General features: G+C 60.6%; 22 protein-coding genes and 1 pseudogene. 6 read left to right on the forward strand and 17 right to left on the reverse strand.

Annotated elements, in window-relative coordinates:
* Window positions 1–354 precede the first annotated feature (354 nt).
* The 3 genes from C4J84_RS06615 to C4J84_RS06625 form a co-directional block, all read right to left on the reverse strand.
* Window positions 355–1,968 (reverse strand): NAD(P)/FAD-dependent oxidoreductase, encoded by a 1,614-nt coding sequence (locus C4J84_RS06615; protein ID WP_124366147.1) that lies wholly within the window; start codon window positions 1,966–1,968, stop codon window positions 355–357.
* A gap of 108 nt (window positions 1,969–2,076) precedes the next feature.
* Entirely contained in the window at window positions 2,077–2,748 is a 672-nt protein-coding gene (locus C4J84_RS06620) for a COG3650 family protein (RefSeq protein ID WP_124361650.1), read from the reverse strand.
* A gap of 95 nt (window positions 2,749–2,843) precedes the next feature.
* Window positions 2,844–3,443 carry a short chain dehydrogenase gene (locus C4J84_RS06625; RefSeq protein ID WP_124369909.1) on the reverse strand — a complete coding sequence of 200 codons (600 nt, stop codon included), beginning with the start codon at window positions 3,441–3,443 and terminating at the stop codon, window positions 2,844–2,846.
* Window positions 3,444–3,547: 104 nt separating this feature from the next.
* Between C4J84_RS06625 and C4J84_RS06630 the strand changes: the two are divergent.
* Window positions 3,548–4,464: pseudogene (locus tag C4J84_RS06630) on the forward strand (LysR family transcriptional regulator).
* Here the strand turns inward: C4J84_RS06630 and C4J84_RS06635 are convergent.
* The 9 genes from C4J84_RS06635 to C4J84_RS06675 all read right to left on the reverse strand — a co-directional run bounded on the left by C4J84_RS06635 (window position 4,452) and on the right by C4J84_RS06675 (window position 12,077).
* Entirely contained in the window at window positions 4,452–4,937 is a 486-nt protein-coding gene (locus C4J84_RS06635; protein ID WP_124361653.1) for a DoxX family protein, read from the reverse strand. The pseudogene C4J84_RS06630 and the gene C4J84_RS06635 sit on opposite strands and share 13 nt — an antisense overlap.
* Window positions 4,934–5,710, reverse strand: coding sequence for a DUF2063 domain-containing protein (locus C4J84_RS06640; protein ID WP_124435078.1), 777 nt, complete (start codon window positions 5,708–5,710; stop codon window positions 4,934–4,936). Before C4J84_RS06640 ends, C4J84_RS06635 begins: the two co-directional genes overlap by 4 nt.
* On the reverse strand, window positions 5,707–6,585 hold the full coding sequence (locus C4J84_RS06645) for a DUF692 domain-containing protein (protein WP_124369911.1): 879 nt from the start codon (window positions 6,583–6,585) through the stop codon (window positions 5,707–5,709). The genes C4J84_RS06640 and C4J84_RS06645 overlap by 4 nt, the downstream gene beginning before the upstream one ends.
* A 23-nt stretch (window positions 6,586–6,608) precedes the next feature.
* Window positions 6,609–6,905, reverse strand: a complete 297-nt coding sequence (locus tag C4J84_RS06650) for a DUF2282 domain-containing protein (RefSeq protein WP_124361656.1) — start codon at window positions 6,903–6,905, stop codon at window positions 6,609–6,611.
* A gap of 174 nt (window positions 6,906–7,079) precedes the next feature.
* Window positions 7,080–7,781, reverse strand: coding sequence for an ABC transporter ATP-binding protein (locus C4J84_RS06655; protein ID WP_065932826.1), 702 nt, complete (start codon window positions 7,779–7,781; stop codon window positions 7,080–7,082).
* 1 nt (window position 7,782) lies between these two features.
* The gene (livG, locus tag C4J84_RS06660; protein WP_027604424.1) at window positions 7,783–8,550 is read right to left on the reverse strand and encodes a high-affinity branched-chain amino acid ABC transporter ATP-binding protein LivG; all 768 of its coding nucleotides are present in this window, start codon (window positions 8,548–8,550) and stop codon (window positions 7,783–7,785) included.
* On the reverse strand, window positions 8,547–9,800 hold the full coding sequence (locus C4J84_RS06665) for a high-affinity branched-chain amino acid ABC transporter permease LivM (protein ID WP_124361657.1): 1,254 nt from the start codon (window positions 9,798–9,800) through the stop codon (window positions 8,547–8,549). The genes livG and C4J84_RS06665 overlap by 4 nt, the downstream gene beginning before the upstream one ends.
* Window positions 9,797–10,720 (reverse strand): high-affinity branched-chain amino acid ABC transporter permease LivH, encoded by a 924-nt coding sequence (gene livH, locus C4J84_RS06670; RefSeq protein ID WP_003231100.1) that lies wholly within the window; start codon window positions 10,718–10,720, stop codon window positions 9,797–9,799. The genes C4J84_RS06665 and livH overlap by 4 nt, the downstream gene beginning before the upstream one ends.
* 229 nt (window positions 10,721–10,949) lie before the next feature.
* On the reverse strand, window positions 10,950–12,077 hold the full coding sequence (locus tag C4J84_RS06675; protein WP_027604422.1) for a branched-chain amino acid ABC transporter substrate-binding protein: 1,128 nt from the start codon (window positions 12,075–12,077) through the stop codon (window positions 10,950–10,952).
* A 339-nt stretch (window positions 12,078–12,416) separates the two neighbouring features.
* On the opposite strand from C4J84_RS06675, the gene C4J84_RS06685 reads away from it, so the two are divergent.
* Complete coding sequence (locus tag C4J84_RS06685) at window positions 12,417–12,719, forward strand: DUF2288 domain-containing protein (protein WP_124435079.1); 303 nt, start codon at window positions 12,417–12,419, stop codon at window positions 12,717–12,719.
* Window positions 12,720–12,923: 204 nt separating this feature from the next.
* Here the strand turns inward: C4J84_RS06685 and C4J84_RS06690 are convergent, their stop codons facing one another.
* Together C4J84_RS06690 and C4J84_RS06695 are read right to left on the reverse strand one after the other, a co-directional pair.
* Window positions 12,924–15,188: a bifunctional diguanylate cyclase/phosphodiesterase gene (locus C4J84_RS06690; RefSeq protein WP_124435080.1), complete on the reverse strand. Its 2,265-nt coding sequence runs from the start codon at window positions 15,186–15,188 to the stop codon at window positions 12,924–12,926.
* A gap of 137 nt (window positions 15,189–15,325) precedes the next feature.
* Complete coding sequence (locus tag C4J84_RS06695; protein WP_124435081.1) at window positions 15,326–15,694, reverse strand: YkgJ family cysteine cluster protein; 369 nt, start codon at window positions 15,692–15,694, stop codon at window positions 15,326–15,328.
* Window positions 15,695–15,945: 251 nt separating this feature from the next.
* On the opposite strand from C4J84_RS06695, the gene C4J84_RS06705 reads away from it, so the two are divergent.
* On the forward strand, window positions 15,946–17,292 hold the full coding sequence (locus tag C4J84_RS06705; RefSeq protein ID WP_124435082.1) for an MFS transporter: 1,347 nt from the start codon (window positions 15,946–15,948) through the stop codon (window positions 17,290–17,292).
* A 166-nt stretch (window positions 17,293–17,458) separates the two neighbouring features.
* Here C4J84_RS06705 and rapA read toward each other — a convergent pair whose 3' ends face one another.
* Window positions 17,459–20,305 (reverse strand): RNA polymerase-associated protein RapA, encoded by a 2,847-nt coding sequence (rapA, locus tag C4J84_RS06710; RefSeq protein ID WP_124435083.1) that lies wholly within the window; start codon window positions 20,303–20,305, stop codon window positions 17,459–17,461.
* 219 nt (window positions 20,306–20,524) lie between these two features.
* Here rapA and C4J84_RS06715 point away from each other — a divergent pair, with 219 nt between their 5' ends.
* The 3 genes from C4J84_RS06715 (at window position 20,525) to ccoM (ending at window position 21,361) form a co-directional block, all read left to right on the forward strand.
* Window positions 20,525–20,866, forward strand: coding sequence for an aspartate-semialdehyde dehydrogenase (locus C4J84_RS06715; protein ID WP_124435084.1), 342 nt, complete (start codon window positions 20,525–20,527; stop codon window positions 20,864–20,866).
* Window positions 20,867–20,939: 73 nt separating this feature from the next.
* Window positions 20,940–21,101: a hypothetical protein gene (locus tag C4J84_RS26225; RefSeq protein WP_090408332.1), complete on the forward strand. Its 162-nt coding sequence runs from the start codon at window positions 20,940–20,942 to the stop codon at window positions 21,099–21,101.
* A gap of 143 nt (window positions 21,102–21,244) precedes the next feature.
* Window positions 21,245–21,361: a cytochrome c oxidase subunit CcoM gene (ccoM, locus tag C4J84_RS26600; RefSeq protein ID WP_034096309.1), complete on the forward strand. Its 117-nt coding sequence runs from the start codon at window positions 21,245–21,247 to the stop codon at window positions 21,359–21,361.
* Between the two features lie 157 nt (window positions 21,362–21,518).
* Here the strand turns inward: ccoM and C4J84_RS06720 are convergent, their stop codons facing one another.
* Both C4J84_RS06720 and C4J84_RS06725 read right to left on the reverse strand, forming a co-directional pair.
* Window positions 21,519–22,994: an inorganic phosphate transporter gene (locus C4J84_RS06720; protein WP_124361665.1), complete on the reverse strand. Its 1,476-nt coding sequence runs from the start codon at window positions 22,992–22,994 to the stop codon at window positions 21,519–21,521.
* A gap of 334 nt (window positions 22,995–23,328) precedes the next feature.
* Window positions 23,329–23,529, reverse strand: coding sequence for a hypothetical protein (locus C4J84_RS06725; RefSeq protein WP_003189295.1), 201 nt, complete (start codon window positions 23,527–23,529; stop codon window positions 23,329–23,331).
* Between the last annotated feature and the right edge of the window lie 7 nt (window positions 23,530–23,536).

Here is a 23,536-nt window from a genome sequence, read left to right on the forward strand (position 1 = left end):
GTCCCCGCACAGGTGTCAACCATGTGTCCGGTCCGTACACGCTTTTCAAAAGTGAGCCGCCGTAAGGGCGGAACCCTAAGCCGCCGTGACCGCAGCAACGGATATGTACTCGCCTTGATCCAACATCCTGGTCGGCTGTCAGGCCGCCATCGGGGGCAAGCCCTAATGCCAGTCAGTTAAGCGTACACCACCGTCTGTAGGAGCGAGCTTGCTCGCGAAAAACGTCAACGATAACGAGTGCTGCCTGAATAAACGCAGTGCCTGTGAGTTTTTCGCGAGCAAGCTCGCTCCTACAAAAAGCCTTAACTGACTGGCATTAGGGCAAGCCCCCTCCCACATTGTACCGAGGCGTTTTCAGGCCTCAATGCCCAGCATATCCCGCGCCAAAGCCTCGGCAATCCGGATCCCGTCAACGCCCGCCGACAGGATCCCGCCGGCATAGCCCGCGCCTTCACCGGCCGGGAACAGGCCTTTCACGTTGAGGCTCTGCATCGACTCATTGCGGGTAATGCGCAGCGGCGATGAGGTGCGCGTCTCGATACCAGTCAAGACCGCATCGTGCAGCGAGTAGCCTTTGATCTGCTTTTCGAACGCCGGCAAGGCTTCGCGGATGGCTTCGATGGCGAAGTCCGGCAGGGCCAGGGCCAGGTCACCCAGGGCTACCCCAGGCTTGTAGGACGGTTCTACGCTGCCGATGGCAGTGGACGGCCGGCCTGCGATGAAATCGCCGACCAACTGTGCCGGGGCCTCGTAATTACTGCCGCCGAGCACGTAGGCATGGGACTCCAGGCGCTCCTGCAGTTCGATACCGGCGAGCGGGCCGCCTGGGTAGTCCACCTCAGGCGTGATGCCGACCACGATGCCTGAGTTGGCGTTGCGCTCATTGCGCGAATACTGGCTCATGCCGTTGGTCACGACGCGATTGGGCTCCGACGTCGCGGCCACCACGGTGCCGCCAGGGCACATGCAGAAGCTGTAGACCGAGCGACCGTTCTTGGCGTGGTGCACCAACTTGTAATCAGCCGCGCCGAGTTTCGGATGCCCGGCGTATTTGCCCAGGCGCGCGGCGTCGATCAGCGACTGTGGGTGCTCGATCCGAAAGCCCACCGAGAACGGCTTGGCCTCCATGTACACGCCACGGCCGTGAAGCATGCGGAAGGTGTCGCGGGCGCTGTGGCCCAGGGCGAGGATCACGTGCCTGGAGAGGATTTGCTCGCCGCCGTCGATGACCACGCCCTTCAACTGGCCCTCTTCGATCAGCACATCGGTGACCCGTTGTTCGAAGCGCACTTCACCGCCCAGGGCAATGATTTGCTGGCGCATGTTTTCCACCACGCCGGTCAGACGGAACGTGCCGATATGCGGCTTGCTGACGTAGAGAATCTCTTCCGGGGCGCCGGCCTTGACGAACTCATGCAGCACCTTGCGCCCGTGGAATTTGGGGTCCTTGATCTGGCTATACAGCTTGCCGTCGGAGAAGGTCCCGGCGCCGCCTTCGCCGAACTGCACGTTGGACTCGGGGTTGAGTACGCTTTTGCGCCACAGGCCCCAGGTGTCCTTGGTGCGCTGGCGTACTTCCTTGCCACGCTCGAGGATGATCGGCTTGAAGCCCATCTGTGCCAGCAGCAGCCCGGCGAAGATGCCGCATGGGCCGAAACCGACCACCACCGGCCGTTCGACCAAGCCTTCCGGTGCCTGCCCCACTACGTGGTAACTAACATCCGGCGCCGGATTGACGTTGCGATCATCGGCGAACTTGAGCAGCAAGGCGGCTTCGCCCTTTACATTCAAGTCGACGGTGTAGATGAAGCACAGCTCCGAGGACTTCTTGCGGGCATCGTAGCTGCGCTTGAACAGGGTGAAATCGAGCAGGTCATCACTGGCGATGCCCAGGCGCTGCACGATGGCGGGCCGCAGGTCTTCTTCGGGATGGTCGATGGGCAGCTTGAGTTCGGTGATTCGTAACATGACAGGATCCGGTAGGCGGCGGGCAAGAAGGCCGGCTGTTTTGCAAACCGGCGATTATAAGCCCCAATGGCGTCTTTCCGTCAGGTTAAAAAACAGCGCAGGGCGCAATCAGTCGTCCCGCGAGCCACCAAAGGCTGCGCAACCACGCTGGACCTGGCCGTTGACACGCAATTGGGCGGTCATGTGCTGCAGGCTGCCGCTTACGCTGTCGACGCATCGCTGCGGGGCGACCCATAATTCGATGTGCTGGTTATTGGCGTCGGTCATCAGGTTGAAGCGCCCGTCACCCAGTTGCTCTTCGACATAAGGCACTGCCAGGGGCGGTTGGCCTTCGCGCTCCAGCACCATGCCCTTGGCCGTGACGCTCATCGCCCAGGCCGGCTTATGGCCGTTTGCCCGCAGGATCATGCGCTTGAAGTCCGGGTCGCCACAGGCTGAGGTCGAGCGCTCGACGCGATACAGCTGTTGCAGGTCCACCGAACCCTGGGTGCCGCTGGCAACGCCGGAAAACTTGCCACGCAAATCTGCAAACAACGCGCCCTGCTGACCGGCCAGCGAGGCGGCTTCCTGCAGAATGCTGGTGCCACCGGTGTCGTTGACCACGTAGTTGCGCTGGTCGTTGCAGGGCTGGAACAACAGCTTGCCGTCCACCGCCGTCAATTCACCCTGCATGCGGGTCAGCCCCGCGGTAGACAGCTTGGCGGGCTCGCTGTCGAACATCTGGCAAGCGGCGAAGAAGGGGAACAGGGCTAGCAACGTTAGGGTCGAGGCGGCACGCATTTTCGGTCTCCAGACAAGTGCCGCCACGTTACGCAGGCTCGCGCCGCATCACAAGCCCGTGGCCCAGCTTCAGGCGATTCTTACAGACCTGAAACTCAGCCCACGATAAAGGTCTGACCGGTCTGTAAGCCCTCGACACTTTTTGCGTAGGCCAAGGCCACTTCAGCGCCGGCAACCGGTTTGAACCCACGGAAGTACGGCGCATAGCTGCCCATGGCTTCCACCAGCACCGTCGGGCTCACGGCATTAATGCGCAAGCCGCGTGGCAGTTCGATTGCCGCTGCTTTGACGAAGGCATCCAGCGCGCCGTTGACCAGCGCAGCAGAGGCGCCGGTGCGAATCGGATCACGGTTCAAAATGCCGCTGGTAAAGGTAAACGACGCGCCGTCATTGGCGAACTCCCGGCCGATGAGCAGCAGGTTAACCTGGCCCATCAGCTTGTCCCGCAGGCCCAGTTCGAAGTCTGCTTCGCTCATGTCGTCCAGCGCCACGAAGTTCACGCTGCCTGCCGCGCACACCAGCGCGTCGAACTTGCCGGTCTGCTCGAACAGCGTGCGAATCGAGGCGCTGTCGCTGATATCGACGTGGAAGTCGCCGCTGTGGCGGCCGATGGCGATCACCTCGTGACGCTGCGCCAGCTCTGCCTTAACCGCTGAACCGATCGTGCCGTTGGCACCAATTAAAAGAATTTTCATCGTGCTGCTCCTTCAGGGGCTGGGTGAAGGTTGAGTCTAGGGTGGCTTTTTCAGCGGATAAACCTGCTAATAGGCAACCTTTGGTTTTCAGTTGGAAACAATCCATGAGCGAAATGGATGACTTGGCGGCCTTCGCGGTGTTGATCGAAGCCGGGAGTTTCACCGTGGCGTCGGAGCAACTGGGGTGCAGCAAGGGCCAGTTGTCCAAGCGAATCAGCCAGCTCGAAGCGCAGTACGCCGTGGTGCTGTTGCATCGCACCACGCGCAAGCTGAGCCTGACCGCCGCAGGCGCAGCCTTGCTGCCCCAGGCACAGGCGCTGGTGGTACAGGTGGAGCGTGCGCGTCAGGCCTTGGCGCGACTCAAAGATGATTTGGCCGGGCCGGTGCGTATGACGGTTCCGGTGTCATTGGGAGAAACCTTCTTCGATGGCTTGTTGCTGGAATTTTCCAAGCACTACCCGCAAGTGCAGATCGAGCTGGAGCTCAACAATAGCTATCGGGATCTGGCGCGAGACGGCTTCGATCTGGGCGTACGCTCGGGGCCATCGAGAATGAGCGCCTGGTGATCAAGCCGCTGCTGGCCTGGCACGAGATGACCTGCGCCAGTCCGGCCTATCTGGAACAGCACGGTGAACCGCTGCACCCGGCGGAGCTGGCGGGCCATACCTGTTTGCTCAACAGTCACTACAGCGGCCGCGAGGAGTGGCTGTATCACCAGCAGCATGAGCTGTTGCGTGTGCGGGTCAGTGGCACTTTTGCGTCCAACCACTACAACCTCTTGAAGAAAGCCGCACTGGTGGGCGCCGGTATCGCGCGCCTGCCGTCTTACCTGCTACCGACGGAATTGGCGGAGGGTCGATTGCGCTGGCTGCTGCGCGATTATCAAACGCGCAGCCAGCCGATGTACCTGGTGCACCCCTATCAAGGTGGCCTGCCGCGGCGCACCCAGGTACTGGCCGACTATTTGGTGGACTGGTTCAAGCGCAGCGGCGCGGCCCTGGACCGTCTTCAGCGGGAGTGACGGGCGATCCAGTGGTCGATGGACAGCCGGCCCGGGCCCTTGGCCACCAGCAGCAGTAACAGCGCGATCCAGGTGCCATGGGTCGGGTAGGCGTCCGGATAGACAAACAACTGGATAGTCAGGGTCATGCCGATCAAGGCAAGGGCCGAGAATCGCGTGGCGAATCCCAGCAGGATCAGCACCGGGAAAAAGTGCTCGGCAAACGCTGCCAGGTGCGCGGCGACTTCGGGTGACAACAGCGGCACGTGGTATTCGCTGCGAAATAACGGCAAGGTCGAGGCGGCCAGTTTGGGGGCGCCGAGTTGGAAGGTGCCGCTGATCAGATCAATGGCAAACCCTTCGACTTTGGTTTGTCCGGATTTCCAGAACACCGCCGCGATAGAGAAGCGCGCGATAAAGGCGATCAGGCTGTAGGGAATTTTTTCAAAAAGTGCGATGGCCTGTTTCAGCAGGCTGGCGGCGGAATTGTTCATGGCGATACCTTGGGTTCCAGGTGTAAATGAGTAATGGCGTCGTGGCTGATCAACAGCGTCAGGCACCGATGCAGATCGAATTCGGACGAGGCCTGCAAGGCATGCTCCACCGCTATCTCCAGTCCCGCGCCCTGGTTCAGGCAGTTGATAAAGGCCACCGAGCCGCTGTCGATGGCGAAGACCTTGACCGCCAACCCGTGGCGCAACACCAACGCGTTCTGGGCAGGCCATCCGGCCACGCCAGCGAGGTCGCCGTCCGCCTGGTGCGCGGCCCATACCGTCACGACCGCGTAAGGAGAGCTCAAGGTGGCGAGCGATGGATGCAGCGTCAGGCTCAACCGCGCTACGCCTGCTTGACCTTGCAGATGCTGGAGAACAGCGTGCTGGCACAGCGCCGGAATGTCGGGCGCGTGATAAGCACGCACCCGCAGGCGCTCCAGCCGCGCGACATCCGCCAGGTAGGGCACGCTGGCGGCTGGTGCGAATGCCTGGATAAAGTCGGCCAATGTGCTGCCGTACGCGTTGATGAGCGGGCTGGTGGGCGGGTTGGCCTGGACGAAAACGCCAGCCATGGCGCGGAAAAACTCATCGCCCACCAGCTGCAGCGTCACGGGATAACTGGCCGCCAGGGCATTGATCAACGAACTGTGGACGTTATTGCGATACACCGCAAAGCGGCTGGCGGGGTCGGCGCCGTTACTGCTGAACACCCCCTCCGGGCAGGAACCGTGCGCCACGAGCAGGGCGTTGGTGAACGCGTCCTGAAAGCTCATGACATCACCTGCGACAGATACCATTCGGCGTGCCTGGCCTCGGCGTGCAGCGTGCTGAAGCTCGGCACCTGGTTATCCCGTTCGATCAGCGTGGCGACCGGCCCCGTGCGCTTGAGCAGTTGCGCGTATAGCTGCCACACCGCGTCATCGACTGGCGCACCGTGATCATCGATAAGCAGCCTGTCGCCCAGGCTGTCGGTGTCTTCGGCAAACCCGGCCAGATGGATCTCGCCGACTGCATGCAAAGGTAAGGCATCGATGTAGGCCAGCGGATCGCGCTGATGATTGATGCACGACACGTAGACGTTATTCACGTCCAGCAGTAACCCGCAGCCGGTGCGCCGAATGACTTCGCTGATGAACTCCGCTTCGTCCAGGGTGGAGCGTTGCAACTGCACATAAGTGGATGGGTTTTCCAGCAGCATCGGCCGCTTGAGCGTGCTTTGCACCTGATCTACGTGCGCGCAGACACGCGCCAGGGTTTGTGCATCGTAGGCCAGGGGCAGCAGGTCATTGAGAAACACCGGGCCGTGGCTGGACCAGGCCAGGTGTTCGGAAAATGAGTGGGGTTGATAGCGTTCGATCAGCCCGGCCAACCGTGCCAGGTGCTCAGGGGCGAGCGGACCTTCGCCACCGATGGAGAGGCCCACGCCGTGCAACGACAGCGGGTAGCGTTCGCGGATCAACCCCAGGTAATGGTGAAAAGGGCCGCCGGCGACCATGTAGTTTTCGGCATGCACTTCAAAGAAACCAATGTCTGGTGAAGAGCCGAGCACTTCAGTGAAGTGCTCGGTCTTAAGTCCCAATCCGGTCCGACGCGGCAGGCCGGATGCCTGAGCCTGGGAGACGGCTTGCAGGGATGAAAGGGTCATCATCAGTACTCAGGTCGCGCTGGGCTTCAGGACTTTGCGGTGAAAGCAGCTTCCTGGCCGAAACCGGTCGGCGAGGTAGTGCTTGGGGTTTTCAGGCAGGTACCGGCTGGGACCAGTTTCCAGGCGTTGGCCTGGTCCTTGGTTTTGGACGTACCGGCGCACGAGGTGCCAGCGCCGGCGGCGCAGTCGTTCTTGCCGGCCTCGGCGATGCCGAAGCATTTCTGCATGTCGTCGGCAGCATGGGCGGTGGTGGTCAGGGCGGACAGGCTCAGGGTCGAACCGAGGGCCAGGAGGAGGGCGGCAGCGGACAGTTTGGTGGTCATGGAGTATCTCCAGCAGTGGTCGAGTTGGCAGGCTTGATTGCCTGCTTGCACCACTAGAGAGAGGGGGACGAACTTCGTTACAAGCCAGCCGGAAAAAATTTAAATATCACGCAAAGCAAATGTGGGAGGGGTTGCCCCTCCCACATTTTAAAGCCGGTTCATCCAGCAACCGTTTTAACCGCCCAGGTAGGCTTCACGCACCTTAGGATCGGTCAGTAATTGCTCGCCAGTGCCCTGCATCACCACCCGGCCGTTTTCCAGCACGTAGGCCCGGTCGGCGATTTTCAGGGCCTGGTTGGCGTTCTGTTCCACCAAAAACACCGTTACCCCGTCCTTGCGCAGTTGCTCGATGATGTCGAAGATCTGCTGGATGATGATCGGTGCCAGGCCCAGGGACGGCTCGTCCAACAGCAACAGCTTGGGCTTGCTCATCAACGCCCGCCCGATGGCGAGCATTTGCTGCTCGCCGCCGGACATGGTGCCGCCGCGCTGGCTGAAGCGCTCCTTGAGCCGAGGGAACAGGTGCAGCACCTTGTCCATCTGTTCCTGGTAATCGCCCTTGTCGGTAAAGAACCCACCCATGGCCAGGTTCTCTTCCACGGTCAGGCGCGAAAACACGCGACGGCCTTCCGGTACCACCGCAATGCTCTTGCGCATGATTTCGGCGGAGTGCTTGCCCACCAGCTCTTCACCCATGTAGCGGATGCTGCCGCTGTGGGCCTGGGGCGAGCCGCACAGGGTCATCAGCAACGTGGACTTGCCAGCGCCGTTGGCGCCGATCAGGGTCACGATTTCACCCTGGCGCACTTCCACGTTGACGCTGTGCAGGGCCTGGATCTTGCCGTAGAAAGTGGAAACGTTTTCGAATTGCAGCATTTTACGCTTCCCCCAGATAGGCTTTGATCACTTCGGGATTGTCACGGATCTGCTCCGGCGTCCCGTCGGCGAGCGGCGTGCCCTGGTTGATCACCACGATATGGTCGGAAATGCTCATGACCAGTTTCATATCGTGTTCGATCAACAGCACGGTGGCGTTGTTTTCCTCACGCAACACGCCGATCAGCGCCTTGAGGTCTTCGGTTTCCTTGGGGTTCAAGCCCGCCGCCGGTTCGTCGAGCATCAGGATCCGCGGACGGGTCATCATGCAGCGGGCGATTTCCAGGCGGCGTTGCTGACCATAGGCCAGGGTGCCGGCCGGGCGGTTGGCGAACTCGGTGAGATTGACCTTGTCCAGCCAATACGCCGCGTACTCCATGGCCTCACGCTCGCTCTTGCGAAACGCCGGGGTCTTGAACAGGCCTGCGAAGAAGTTGGTGTTCAGGTGACGGTGCTGGGCGATAAGCAGGTTCTCGACCGCTGTCATGTCCTTGAACAAGCGCACGTTCTGGAACGTGCGCACCACGCCCTTGCGGGCGATCTCGTGACCGGCCAGGCCCTGGATCGGCTGGCCGTCCAGCAGGATACTGCCGCCGCTCGGCTTGTAGAAACCGGTGAGGCAGTTGAACACCGTGGTCTTGCCGGCGCCATTGGGGCCGATCAGCGCGACGACCTGCTTCTCTTTGACGGTCAGGGCGACGCCGTTGACCGCGAGCAAGCCGCCGAAGCGCATGCTCAGATTTTCGACTTTCAGGATCTCGCGGCTCATTTGCGCAGCTCCATGTGTGGACGTTGCATGGGCAGCAGGCCTTGAGGGCGCCAGATCATCATCAGCACCATCATGGCGCCGAACATCAACATGCGGTACTCGCTGAACTCTCGCATCATTTCCGGCAGCAGGATCATTACGATCGCGGCCAGAATCACACCCAGTTGCGAGCCCATGCCACCCAGTACCACGATGGCGAGGATGATCGCCGACTCGATGAACGTGAACGACTCCGGGGTCACCAGGCCTTGGCGTGCGGCGAAGAAGCTGCCAGCGAAACCGGCGAAGGTTGCCCCAAGGGTGAAGGCCGAAAGTTTGATGACTGTCGGGTTCATGCCCAGTGCACGGCAGGCGATTTCATCTTCGCGCAGCGCTTCCCACGCGCGGCCAATCGGCATGCGCAGCAGGCGGTTGATCACGAACAGTGCCGCCAGTGCCAGCAACAGCGCCACCAGGTACAGGAACACCACTTTGCTCACCGGGTTGTAGGCAATCCCGAAGTACTCGTGGAAAGTCTGCATGCCCTCTGCGGCGGTGCGGTCGAACGACAGCCCGAAGAACGTCGGCTTGGGGATGCTGCTGATGCCGTTGGGGCCGCCGGTGATATCGGTGAGGTTACGCAGGAACAGACGGATGATTTCACCGAAGCCCAGGGTCACGATCGCCAGGTAGTCACCGCGCAAACGCAACACCGGGAAGCCCAGCAGGAAGCCGAACGTGGCCGCCATCAGACCGGCGAGTGGCAGGCAGACCCAGAAGCTCCAACCCAGGTAGTGCGACAGCAGCGCGTAGGTGTAGGCACCCACCGCATAGAAGCCCACATAACCCAGGTCGAGCAGGCCGGCCAGGCCCACCACGATGTTCAGGCCCAGGCCCAGCAACACGTAGATCAGGATCAGGGTGGCGATGTCGACTGCACCGCGCGAGCCGAAGAACGGCCAGATCAACGCGGCCACGATCAGGCCGATGATGATGTAGCGCTGGGTGCGCGGCAGGGTCAGGAATTGGCTGACCTTGGGCGACACCAACGGCGCACGGTTGCCCTTGAACAGGGCGCCGACCTGCTGGGTGAACAGCACGCGCAGGAACATCAGCACCGAGCACAGGGCGATGATGGTCAGGGTCACGGGCCCTGTGCCATGCACTTCCAGGTTGATGCCGACAATGCTCAGCTTGAGGCCGAGTACCGGGAAGGCCACGGCCCACACCAGCAAGGCGCTGAAAAACGCCGATTTAAGATATCTGCTCATACTTTCTCAACCTCCGGACGGCCCAGGATGCCGGTCGGACGGAACAACAACACCAGGACCAACAAGCCGAACGCCACGACGTCCTTGTATTGGTCACCGAAGATATCGGCGCCAAAGGCTTCGGCCACGCCCAGCACCAGCCCACCGAGCATGGCGCCCGGAATACTGCCGATACCGCCCAGCACCGCTGCGGTGAAGGCCTTGAGGCCCACCAGGAAACCGGCGTTGGGGTTGATCACGCCGTACTGCATGCTCAGCAACACGGCCGCGACCGCCGCCAGCGCGGCACCGATCACGAAGGTCAGGGCGATGATGTTATTGGTGTTGATGCCCAACAGGTTGGCCATCTTGATGTCTTCGGCGCAGGCCCGGCAGGCGCGCCCCAGACGAGAGCGGGAAATGAACAGCGTGAGGCCGAGCATCGCCACCAGGGTGACGACAAAGACCAGGATCTGCATGTAGGAAATCAGTACTTCTTGCGCACCACCGGGGCCGAAGGAGAAGCTTCCCGGGATCAGGTTGGGAATGGACTTGTCCTTGGAATCCTGGGACAGCAATACGGTGTTCTGCAGGAAAATCGACATGCCGATGGCGGAAATCAGCGGGATCAACCGATTGCTGCCGCGCAAGGGGCGGTAGGCAACGCGCTCGATACTGTAGCCATAGGCACTGGTCACGACGATCGATGCCAGGAACGCAGCGGTCATCAACAGCGGCAGGGAGTGGATACCCATCATGGCCAGCCCGGCAAGGGCGATGAAGGCCACGTAGGAACCAATCATGTACACCTCGCCATGGGCGAAGTTGATCATTCCAATGATGCCGTAAACCATTGTGTAGCCAATGGCTATCAAGGCATAGGTGCTGCCAATGGTCAGGCCATTAACCAGCTGTTGGAAAAAATGATAGATCTCAGGCATTACAGCGCTCCTAAAAACCCGATACGCATTTCACTGGTGGAGTCATGTTCCGGCCCTGCGCTGTGTTCTGCGAGCACATTTGCACAAAGCGTTTGCCAGCGAACCGCTGGTGACGGTTTTAAGATTTTCAGGTGAGCCAGCGCCCGGATCGCGGGTGACATGGCCCATAAACCTCGTAAAACAAAACCCACTGCTTTCACAGTGGGCTTGTTGACCAGTAATGCCTGGCTTACTGAGGGGATACTTCGGTTTTTGGTTTGCCGAAGTGCCATTCATAGACCACGAACTTGAAGTCCTTCAGGTCGCCCTTGGCGTCGAAGCTCAGCTCGCCGGTCGGGGTCTTGAAGGTACCCGCGTGGATGGCCTCGGCCACCTTGGCGGTGTCTTCGCTCTTGGCAGCCTTGATGCCGCCGGCGATCACTTCGATGGCCGAGTAGGCCGGGAACACGAACGGACCGGTTGGGTCCTGCTTGTTCTTGGCGAACTCTTCAACGATGGCCTTGTTGGCCGGGTCGGTGTCGAAGGATTTAGGCAGGGTCACCAGCAGGCCTTCGGAAGCGCCCTGGGCGATTTGCGAGATGGAGTCGTTGCCGACGCCCTCTGGGCCCATGAACTTGGCGTTCAGGCCTTTTTCCTTGGCTTGGCGCAGGATCAGGCCCAGCTCAGGGTGGTAGCCGCCGTAGTAGACGAAGTCGACGTTGGCTTGCTTGAGTTTCTGGATGATTGAGGAGAAGTCCTTGTCGCCGGCGTTCAGGCCTTCGAAGACGGCAACCTTGGTGCCTTTCTTCTCGAGGGTCTGCTTGACGGCGGTGGCGATGCCTTCACCGTATTGCTGCTTGTCATGCAGCACGGCAACGATCTTCGGCTTGACGTGGTCGGCGATGTAGTTGCCGGCCGCCGGGCCCTGGGCGCTGTCGAGGCCGATGGTGCGGAAGATCAGCTTGTAGCCACGGGCGGTGATCTCGGGGCTGGTGGCCGCCGGGGTAATCATGATGACGCCTTCGTCTTCATAGATATCGGAGGCTGGTTGAGTGGAGCTGGAGCACAGGTGACCGACCACGAACTTGACGCCGTCGTTGACCACTTTGTTGGCGACGGCAACGGCTTGCTTCGGATCGCACGCGTCGTCGTATTCCTTGGCTTCAAGCATCTTGCCGTCGACGCCGCCCTTGGCGTTGATGTCGGCGATGGCCTGCTTGGCACCCATGAATTGCATGTCGCCGTATTGCGTTACTGGCCCGGTCTTGGGGCCGGCAATGCCGATCTTGATGGTGTCGGCTGCGAACGAATGGCCGGCAACCCCAGCCAGGACCATAGCGGCAAACAGTTTGGAAATCTGCTTAGTAGCCTTATTCATAGTGCTCCACTCTTACTGTTGTATTTTTTATAGTTCTAGCGGCCTTGTGAGCTGCAGAACCGGATCAGATATCTCGGATATCCCCCGGCGATGCCTGGCAACTGTACCGGTACAGTGTAGAGCGCCGGTTGATCGCTTGGAAAGCTGGCTGCTGGGGGCAAAACCGGGTTGTGTCGCTTAAATGAAAGAAAAAGACAGAATTGCGGCGGGGTAATGCCAGCCTTCCGAGCATTCCTTGGCTTTTCCGACACTTTCAATCGCCAGCTTATTTGCTACTGGGTTTTTCCAACTGAGACACGACGTTATGATTGCGCCGATTTTTTACTCAGGTGAACTCCCATGACGCAAGAACCTAGCACCCTCTATGCCAAGCTGCTCGGTGAAACCGCCGAAATTTCCTGGAAGGAGCTTGAACCGTTCTTTGCCAAGGGTGCCCTATTGTGGGTCGACGCCGGCCTGGATTTGATCGAAGCGGCCGAAGCGATGGCCGAAGACAATCGCGACAAAGTCGCTGCCTGGCTGGCTGCGGGGAGTCTTGGCGAAGTGTCTGCGACGCGGGCGGTGGACTTGGTCACGCGTGACCCGGGCCTGTGGGCGGTGGTGGTCTCGCCGTGGATTTTGATCCAGGAGAGGGCAGCGTAAGAAACCAGTGAGCCAAATGGGTGCACGGCTCGCGCCTGCGCAAGTGTGTAGCGGAGTAACCGCTTCCCCCGTGATGGCACGTTGCCGTAGAGAAAGGTCACAGGTGACGGTGACGTTAACGTCACGGGAACAGTTGGAGCGCTGGCGTAAAGGCTGGGAAATTGTTTCAAGGTATTGGCGCCTGACTACTGGCAGCCTGCCACGTCAGCGGATGGGCCTGACGACTGAAGGCGGGCTGATACACGTCGGTGCAGGTTCCTTTGGCGGCGGAGCCTCTTTATTACCGTCTGCGCTGAATGTGTGGAGCGGGTTGCGTATCTGCATGCCTTGCATGACGCCAATGATGTCGCTGAAGGCCACCGCCGGGCTCAGCAAATAACCCTGAATGAAATCGCAGCCATGCTGCTGCAACAGCTCGAATTGCGCCTGGGTCTCCACCCCTTCGGTCACCACCTCCAAGTGCAGCGTATGAGCCATGGCAATGATGGCCTGGACGATTTCGCTGTCGGCGGTGGACCTGGGTATGTCCTGGATAAACGACCGGTCGATCTTCAAGGTGTTGAGCGGCAGGCGCTTGAGGTAGGCCAGGGATGAATAGCCGGTGCCGAAGTCATCGATCGCCAGGGATACGCCCAAGGCGCGGATTTGCCGCAGCAGGGCCAGGGTGCTGCTGATATTGCCCATCAACGCGTTTTCGGTGACTTCCAGCTCCAGGCGATTGGCAGCAATGCCGGCAAAGCGCAGGGCCGCTTCGATTTCATCCGCCAGTTCATCACGGGCCAGGTTCAGGGCCGAGCAATTCACGGCCATGGTCAACTCGCTATAGCCGCGATCAGACAACAGGCTCAAGTCATGACAAGCCTGGCGCAATACCCAGTGGTCCAGTTCGGCAATCAAACCGTTATTCTCGGCAATTCCGATAAACCGGTCCGGCGCCAGCAACCCATGTTGTGGGTGCTGCCAGCGCACCAGGGCCTCCAGGCGCGTGACTTTGCCCAGCTTCATGTCGAAGATCGGCTGATAAAACAGCACCAACTCATTGCGCCCGCGCAGGGCCGCGCGCAGTTGCTCTTCAAGTTGCAGCTCAAGGAAAGCGCGGGTTTTCAGGTTGGAACTGAAGAAGTGCAGGCTATTGCGGCCAGCATCCTTGGACTGGTAAAGCGCCAGGTCGGCGGTTTTCAGCAGTTCTTCACAGGTTTGGCCATCGTCGGGAAACAGGCTGATACCGATGCTGGTAGTCATGACCATGCGCCGGCCTGCCAACTCGATGGGTTCCTTCATTTTTTGCATGATGCGCTGGGCCATGTGCCGCGCTTCGTCGCGATGATGGATATTGATCAGAATGCAGAATTCATCCCCGCCAAAACGCGCGACCACGTCGGCATGGCTGCGTACCGAGCCTTTGATATGGCTGGCCAGCACGGAGAGCAACTGGTCACCGGCATCATGTCCAAGGCTGTCGTTGATGCGCTTGAAATGATCGATGTCGAGGAAGATCACCGCCATCATGCCGCGGGTCGCGGTTTTTTCCGCGACCTTTTCCGCGAAGATCTGATTGAAGCCACGCCGGTTGAGCAAGCTGGTCAGCGCGTCGTAATGGGCTACCTGTTGCAGCGAGGCACGGGCCTGGTCCAGCTCGCTGAGCAGTGCGTTGACCCGGCGCAAATCGCGTTCCTTGTGCTGCAGCTTTTTGTCGGCCAACGCTGCGCTGATGCTGCTGCCGATAACCAGCAAGGTGATCGTCGCCACCGACAGGCTCAGTTGCAGCGGATTGTTATCGACGGGCAACGAAAGATCCGCGCCGTCCGGTATCAGCATTTGCATGGCCGCCATGCCGGTGAAATGCATGCTCAGGATGCCGGCACCCAGCACCAGGCTGGCGGCGTATTTGAGCAATTGATGAAACACGCCGGTACCGTCGCGCAGGTAGCTCGACAACAACAACGCTGCCAGGCTTGCGCCGATGGCAATCGCGACCGAGGCCATGAGCAGCCTGGAGTCGAAGTAGGCCTGGGCCTGGGAACGCATGGCTGACATGCCGACGTAGTGCATCAGCGCAATACCCAGCCCCATCCACACCGACGCCAGCAGGTACTGATGGAACCGCAGGTGCGCATGACTGAGGGTTTGCATGGCGAACAGCGAAGCGATCAACGCAATCACCAACGAGGCGAAGGTCATCAGCAATTCGTAATGAATGGCGACGGGGGCCTGGAAGGCCAGCATGCTGATGAAGTGGGTCGACCAGATACCGCCCGCCAGGCAACCGGCGCCCAACCAACACCAGCGACGGCGGGCGGTGGGGTCTTCGACATGACCGACGCGCTCGGCCATGTCCAGTGTGCCAAAGCCGGCCGCGCAGGCGACCAGGTACGCCAGCAGCACCAGAAAGGGGTTATGACTGCAATTGAGTAATAAGTGCCCGTTGTCTGGAAGGTCGGTGAAAAAGTGCAGTCCCAGCCATTCCATAGCGTGTCCCGTCATAGTGTCGCGTCATTGCCTCAGGCGATGACCTATGAGGTCGAGTATAGAAGCCTCGCGGGATTTGCCAGGAATAATGGCACTTTGATTCAACTCTTTTTGCATGCCAGCCATAGCGTTTGATGCTAAGCGCTGATGGGCAAATCCAGCTCAAAAAGCGGCTCGTCGAGCGGCGCCAGGCCGAAGGCGGCACGGGCAGCATCGCAATCGACGTTCTGCACGCCCTGGCTCCAGGAGGCGTCGAACTCGCGGCAGGGGCTTGAGCGCTGTTCATAAATTGAACAGCGCGTGCCTTTGCCCACTTCACCCTCGAGGCTGCAGCAGCGTGCGGGCTTCTGGTCGGTGCCGATCATCGCCACGCGGGTGGGGTTGATCTGCACCACCAGGTCATCGGGCACGGTGCCGCCCGATGAGGCGCACTCGCCCCAGAAGAAAGACACACGAAAGTATGAACAGCAGGCACCGCAATTCAGACACGGACTGGCTTCGGACATGGGCGTCATCGATTAAGGATAGGTAAGGGGGACTGCGGGAAGGCTCGCCATTCTATCCGGGCGCTGGCCGTTGGGAAGGGGGGCGCACACATATATTTTTGTAGGGAAAGCCCCGTAATGCCGGGTGAAATCACGTCCTATCAGCTTTACGAATCATTACAGACAAGCGCCGCCAGCCTGACTATGTTGCAGATACCTGAGCAGGATGCAGTGGGCATCGCAGCTCTCATAACAATAAAAGAGACGGACCCATGCAGAACTCGACCCAAGCGGCGAATGCCTGGCGCATTCTGTTCCTGCTGTTCCTCGCCAACCTGTTCAACTTCTTCGACCGGACCATTCCCGCGATCATCATCGAGCCGATCCGCATGGAATGGCACCTGAGCGACTTTCAGCTCGGCATCATCGGTACCTCTTTCACCATCGTCTATGCCATCGCCGGGCTGCCGCTGGGGCGCCTGGCCGACACCGGCTCGCGCAGCAAATTGATGGGCTGGGGCTTGTTTGCCTGGAGCGGGCTGACCGCGCTCAATGGCCTGGCCGGCAGTTTCTGGAGTTTCCTGGTGGTGCGCATGGGCATTGGCATCGGGGAAGCCAGCTATGCCCCCGCCGCCAATTCATTGATTGGCGATCTGTTTCCCGCCCACCGCCGCGCGCGCGCCATGGGCATTTTCATGCTGGGCCTGCCGTTGGGCTTGCTGCTGGCGTTCTTCACCACCGGCTGGATGGTCAAGGCGTTCGACAGCTGGCGTGCGCCGTTCTTTATTGCCGCCGTACCGGGGCTGATCCTCGCGGTATTCATGTTCTACATCAAGGAGCCCAAACGCGGCGCGGCGGAAACGGTGCAAGTGCCCCAGGAACGCGTCGACCGCCCGATCCGCCGCGTACTCGCGGTGCCGACCTTCCTGTGGCTGGTGCTGGCCGGGCTGTGCTTCAACTTCGCCACCTATGCGTGCAACTCGTTCCTGGTGCCGATGCTGCAGCGTTACTTCCTGATGCCGTTGCAGGATGCAGCGGTGGCCACCGGTGTCATCGTTGGCGTGACCGGCCTGGTGGGCCTGACCCTGGGCGGCTGGATTGCCGACAAGATCCATCAGCGGGTCGCCAATGGCCGGCTGCTGTTTGCCGCGTGCAGTCTGATCATCTCCACGCTCACCACCGCCTGGGCATTGCACGCCGGACGTATCGAGATCGGCGTGTTCGTCGCGCTGTTCAGTGTGGGCTGGTTATTTGCCTATAACTTCTATACCTGCGTGTACACGGCAATCCAGGACGTGGTTGAACCGCGCCTGCGGGCCACGGCGATGGCGTTGTTCTTTGCCGGCTTGTATCTGCTGGGCGGGGGCATGGGGCCGATTGTGGTGGGCGGGCTGTCTGATCACTTTGCGCATGCGGCGATGTATGCGGCGGGGGCCGAGCAGATGACCGAGGCCTACAAGGCCGTAGGTTTGCACGACGCCATGTACCTGATTCCGGTGGCGTTGTTCCTGACCATGCTGTTTCTGTTCCAGGCATCGCGCAGTTTTGTGCGCGATGCCAAGCGGATGAAAGAGGGGTTGAGTGCGGTGGAGGTGCCGGCTGCGGTGGCGACGGCTTGAGACCGAGGTGACTCTATCGGGGGCAAGCCCCCTCCCACATTTTGATTTATGAATACAGTCAAGTGTGGGAGGGGGCTTGCCCCCGATGAGGCCCTTACAGCCACAGTCATTTTCCAGTGAATAAAAAAGGCCCGCATTGCGCGGGCCTCTCTCATTCAGCGCAGGATCAACCCGCGACCAACACCCGAATCGCTTCCAGTCGCAACGCCGCCTTGTCGAGCATGGCCAGGCCTTGCTCGCGCTGGTTGCGCAGGGCGACCAGCTCGCTGTCGCGCACGGTCGGGTTGACCGCTTGCAGCGCGGTCAAGCGCGCCAGTTCTTCGTCGGTGTCTGCCGCCAGGCGACGCTTGGCCTCGGCCACACGTTCGGCGTGACGCGGGGCGATTTTCTCTTCGCCGGCATTGATGCGCGGCGTCAATTGGTCGCGCTGGGCCTGCACGAATTTGTTCGCGCTGGCCCGGGGCACGCTTTCCAACTGCTCGTTCAAGGTCACGAACGACACGCGGCCGGACAGGTCATTGCCGTTGGCATCCAGCAGGCAGCGCAGCGCCGCCGGTGGCAGGTAGCGACCCAGTTGCAGCGAGCGCGGGGCAACCACTTCGCTGACATACAGCAGTTCGAGCAATACGGTGCCCGGCTTGAGCGCCTTGTTCTTGATCAGCGCCACGGCGGTGTTGCCCATGGAACCGGACAGCACCAGGTCCATGCCGCCTTGCACCATCGGGTGTTCCCAGGTGATGAACTGCATGTCTTCACGGGACAGCGCCTGGTTACGGTCGTAGGTGATGGTCACGCCTTCGTCGTCGCCCAAGGGGAAGCTGGCGTCGAGCATCTTCTCGCTGGGCTTGAGGATCAGTGCGTTTTCCGAATGGTCTTCGCTGTCGATGCCGAAAGCGTCGAACAGGGTTTCCATATAGATCGGCAGGGCGAACTGGTCGTCTTGCTCGAGGATGTCTTCGACCAGCGCATCGCCTTCACCTGCGCCGCCGGAGTTGAGCTCCAGCAAGCGGTCACGACCGGTGTGCAGTTCCTGCTCCAGACGCTCGCGCTCGGCACGGGCTTCGTCGATCAGGGCCTGCCATTCGCCGTCGTCGGCGTTTTCCAGCAGTGGCAGCAGGCGCGGGCCGAACTGATGCTGCAAGGCGTTGCCGGTCGGGCAGGTGTTGAGGAATGCGTTCAGCGCTTCGTGGTACCACTGGAACAGGCGCTCTTGCGGGCTGGTTTCCAGGTACGGCACATGCAATTCGATCACGTGTTTCTGGCCGATCCGGTCCAGGCGGCCGATGCGCTGTTCCAGCAGGTCGGGGTGCGACGGCAGGTCGAACAGCACCAGGTGGTGGGAGAACTGGAAGTTACGGCCTTCACTGCCGATTTCCGAACAGATCAGCACCTGGGCGCCGAACTCTTCATCCGCGAAGTAGGCCGCGGCGCGGTCGCGCTCGAGGATATTCATGCCTTCGTGGAACACCGTGGCCGGAATGCCGGAGCGTACGCGCAGCGCGTCTTCCAGGTCCATGGCGGTTTCGGCGTGGGCGCAGATCACCAGGACCTTGGTGCGCTTGAGCATTTTCAGCTGGTCGATCAGCCACTCGACGCGCGGGTCGAAGCGCCACCAGCGGTTGTCTTCCTCGATGTCCGGCTGCGACTGGAAGCTGACTTCCGGATACAGCTCGGCATGTTCGCCCAGGGGCAACTCCATGTATTCATCTGGGTTAGGCAGCGGGTAGGCGTGCAGTTTCCGCTCGGGGAACCCCTGTACGGCGGCGCGGGTGTTGCGAAACAGCACGCGGCCGGTGCCGTGGCGGTCGAGCAGTTCACGCACCAGGCGCGCGCTGGCCTCGCTGTCGCCATCGTTGACGGCGGTAAGCAAGGCTTCGCCTTCATTGCCGAGGAAACCCTGGATGGTTTTGTGCGCGGCGGGCGACAAGCGGCCCTTGTCCAGCAGCTCCTGCACGGCTTCGGCCACCGGGCGGTAGTTCTCGCTTTCGGCGCGGAAGGCGTGCAGGTCGTGGAAACGGTTCGGGTCCAGCAGGCGCAGGCGCGCGAAATGGCTGTCCTGGCCCAGTTGTTCCGGCGTAGCGGTGAGCAGCAGCACGCCGGGAATCACTTCGGCGAGTTGCTCGACCAGCGAGTACTCGGCGCTGGCTTTTTCTTCGTGCCACACCAGGTGGTGGGCTTCGTCGACCACCAGCAGGTCCCAACCCGCGGCAAACAGCGCGTCCTGGGCCTTCTCGTCGTCCACCAGCCATTCCAGGGCGACCAGCGCCAGCTGAGTGTCTTCGAACGGGTTGGTGGCATCGCTTTCGATAAAGCGCTCTTCGTCGAACAGCGCAACCTGCAGGTTGAAGCGCCGGCGCATTTCCACCAGCCACTGGTGCTGCAGGTTTTCCGGGACCAGGATCAGCACGCGGCTGGCGCGGCCCGACAGCAGTTGGCGATGGATCACCAGGCCGGCTTCGATGGTCTTGCCCAGGCCCACTTCGTCGGCCAGCAATACCCGTGGCGCAATACGGTCAGCGACTTCACGGGCGATGTGCAGTTGGTGCGCGATAGGTTGCGCACGCACGCCGCCCAGGCCCCACAGTGCGGACTGCAATTGGCGGCTGGTGTGTTCCAGGGTGTGGTAACGCAGCGAGAACCAGGCCAGCGGGTCGATCTGCCCGGCGAACAGGCGGTCGCTGGCGAGGCGGAACTGGATGAAGTTGGACAGTTGGGTTTCCGGCAGGGTGACCTGTTCGTTCTGCCCGTTGAGGCCTTGGTAAACCAGCAGGCCGTCGACGTCGTCGACTTCCTGCACGGTCATCTTCCAGCCTTCGAAATGGGTGATGCTGTCGCCCGGCGAAAACCTCACGCGGGTGAGGGGCGCATTCCGTAGCGCATACTGGCGGGTGTCGCCAGTGGCCGGATAGAGCACGGTCAACAAGCGGCCGTCCTGTGCCAGAACGGTGCCTAACCCCAGCTCTGCTTCGCTGTCACTAATCCAGCGTTGCCCCGGTTGATACTGCTGCGCCATGCTGCCTGACTCCCGCCGTGAAAAAGCCGACTATCTTAACGGAACAAGGCTCCACGCCCAAGGACTCTAACAAAAAGTACTGCGTCAGCGCCCAGGCCCGCAGGGCGAATCGACGGGTGGCGGGCACTCATAAGTGTCGACTGGGTCACAGCTTGACCAGCGAATGTTCAAGTCGCCCCGGGGCGCGCCGACAGCCTGTTGATCAGGAGAATCAAGATTATGTTGCCACCCATGCTGCCCGTCAGCGTTGTGCCGGTCACGTCACAACTCGATCCGGTACGCCAGAAGCCGGATATCCCGCCCGTGGTGCCGGTTCAACAAGGCTCCAACGAGAGCACCATCGACCTGAAAAAAGGCGATGCCGAACAGTCGACCTTTTTGCTGCGCGAAGAACAGCGCCGCCAGCAAGAGCAGCAAAAGCGCCAGCGTGAGGCCAGCGAGGACCCCGCGCAGCACCTGCCGATCCCCGGCGATCTGCTCAACGCCGACAATACTGTCCCCGTGGCGCCGCTGATTGAAGACGCGCCGCGCCAGGGCCTGTGGGTGGATATCGAGGTTTGATCGCCAGCTGATTTGCCGTCGAGCGGAGGAGGCCGCATTATTGCGGCATTCCCGCCATAACGTAAGCCAAGCCATGAGTGATGATGACAAGCTGATCGACCTGAATGCCGAACGCGCCAAGCGTGTGCATGATCTCAATGACAAACGCCTGAATGAAGTGCGCCAGGCGTTTGAACAGGCCATGCCCCTGGGTAAAGCCAAGAAGAAATCGAAGAACAAGCCGAAAAAACGCTGAATCAACTGGCCTCCATTGATGCAGGTCAGTTATTGCCTTTCTTTACGCCCCGTCGAGGGCGACATTGATCCCCGTCAATTTTCCATTCCGCCTTCTCGATTAACTTAGCCCTATCGCAACAGGGCAAGTGCAGGAGGCCGGTCATGTTTATCGATAATGTGGTATTTGCCGGAGTGCTGACCGTAAGCCTCATGGTGCTGTTTTTTGTAGGGTTTGGAATTTTTATCTGGAAAGACGCACACAAGCGTAAAAAACCATAAGTCTTTCCGGGTTACAGGGCACGCAAGGCATTTTGGGCGACTTCGGTCGCCTTTTTTTTTGGCCGATCGTTCCCACGCAGAGCGTGGGAACGATCATCAGGGCCATAAAAAAAGGTGCGATTCTCGCGAATCGCACCTTGTTCATTGCCGCCTGCTATCAGCTGCCCAGCGCCTTGGACGCCAGCCAGAACAACCCGGCCGAGAGGCCTACGGTTGCCGGCAGGGTCAGCACCCACGCCATCAGGATGGTCTTGACCGTGCCGCCTTGCAGGCCGCTTTTGTTGGCGACCATGGTACCGGCCACGCCAGAAGACAACACGTGGGTGGTGGACACCGGCAGGGCGAAGATATTGGCAAAGCCGATCATGGTGGCTGTGGTGATCTGCGCCGACATGCCCTGGGCATAGGTCATGCCTTGCTTGCCGATCTTCTCACCGATGGTCAGTACCACGCGTTTCCAGCCCACCATGGTGCCCAGGCCCAGGGCCAGTGCGACCGCGAGGATCACCCAGAACGGCGCGTATTCGGTCGTGGCGGTCAGGTCTTTGCGCAGCTTGTCGAGGTCGGACTTCTCACGCGCATCCAGGCCAGGCAGCTTGCCGACTTTCTTCGCGGTATCGTCCAGGCAGAGCAGGTAGCGACGCACTTCAATGCGCTGGTCGGCATTCAACGAGTGGTAGTCGGACACACCTTTGAGCGTGTCAACGAGCGCGTTGATGGTCGGCTCGGTCTGCTGCGGGTTGCACTGGAACTTGCCCGGCAGGTCGTCCTTCACGCTTTTGCCCAGTGCCAGGAACTCGCCGAGGGTGGCGTTGTTGCGCTGGTAGAACTGGCTCAGATGCACAGTGGCGTCGCGGGTCCGTTCGATCTGGTAGGTGGTGCTGCCCAGGTCGAGCACGAACTGCGCCGGCACGATACCGATCAGCACCAGCATGATCAGGCCGATACCTTTCTGCCCATCGTTGGAGCCGTGCACGAAGCTCACGGCCATGGCGGAAATCACCAGGACCAAGCGGTTCCAGAACGGCGGGTGCTTCTTGTCATCAAGCTTGCGGCGTTGGTCCGGGGTCTTGTGCATCTTCGACAGCGGGCGCCACCACTTCAGGCCGATCAGCACCAGGGCTGCGACCAGGAAACCGGCCATCGGCGAGAACACCAGGGACGCACCGATATCGATCGCTTTCTGCCAGTTCACACCGTCAGCCAGGGGAATATCGTTGATCAGGGCGTTGGCCAGGCCCACGCCGAGGATCGAGCCGATCAACGTGTGGGAGCTGGAGGCCGGGATACCGAAGTACCAGGTGCCCAGGTTCCAGGTGATTGCCGCCGCCAACAACGAGAAGACCATCGCCAGACCATGGCCGGTGTTCACATTGATCAGCAACTCCACCGGCAGCAAATGCACGATGGCGTAGGCGACACCCACACCACCGAGCAGCACGCCGAGGAAATTGAACACCCCGGAGAAGAACACCGCCAGGTGTGGCGGCATCGCTTTGGTATAGATGACTGTGGCCACCGCGTTAGCGGTGTCATGAAAGCCATTGATGAACTCGAAGGCGAGGACAAAGGCCAGGGCGAGCAACAGGCTCACTAGAACCCAAGCATCCAGTCCGCTGAATAAATCGATCATGAAGGTTTTCTGACCCGGTCGTAAGGGGGCGCGATTATGCCAGAAAACCTCAGTAATCGATGCATTAGCTGCTCATTGGTAACAATCTACATTGAAAAAAACTGGTTGAAATGGGCGCATCCCAGGGTTTTCGGGGCTTTGGCAAGTCTTTGATTTTTAACGCAGGGGCGTGGAAAGACGCGGTTTCGTCACGAAAATGTCATGTGTGAAACATTTGTATGAAATTTCGTTGGCGGCAGTGGAGCGCCGACCAGCGGCAGCCAATGCGTGCTGCCCCCGGCCGGTGGTGGGCCGCAAAGGCAGCAAACACCTGAAGACTCAACCCGAGGAGCACTCAGGGCTCTTCGGTCTTGAGTTCCTGCTCGATTTTCTGGATTTCCTGGGCGAATGCCTGGTCCAGCAGGCTGGCGCGCTTGCGCCATGGCTTACGTTCCGGCTCAGGCTGGGCGGCGTAGGTGGTGACTTCCCCGCCGTAAACATCCTTGTAACGTTGCTCCTGGCGCTCAAGTTCCGCGCGCAGTTCATCTTTCGTCACAGTTGTA

This window comes from Pseudomonas sp. R11-23-07, assembly GCF_003852295.1.
Classification (GTDB): Bacteria; Pseudomonadota; Gammaproteobacteria; order Pseudomonadales; family Pseudomonadaceae; genus Aquipseudomonas.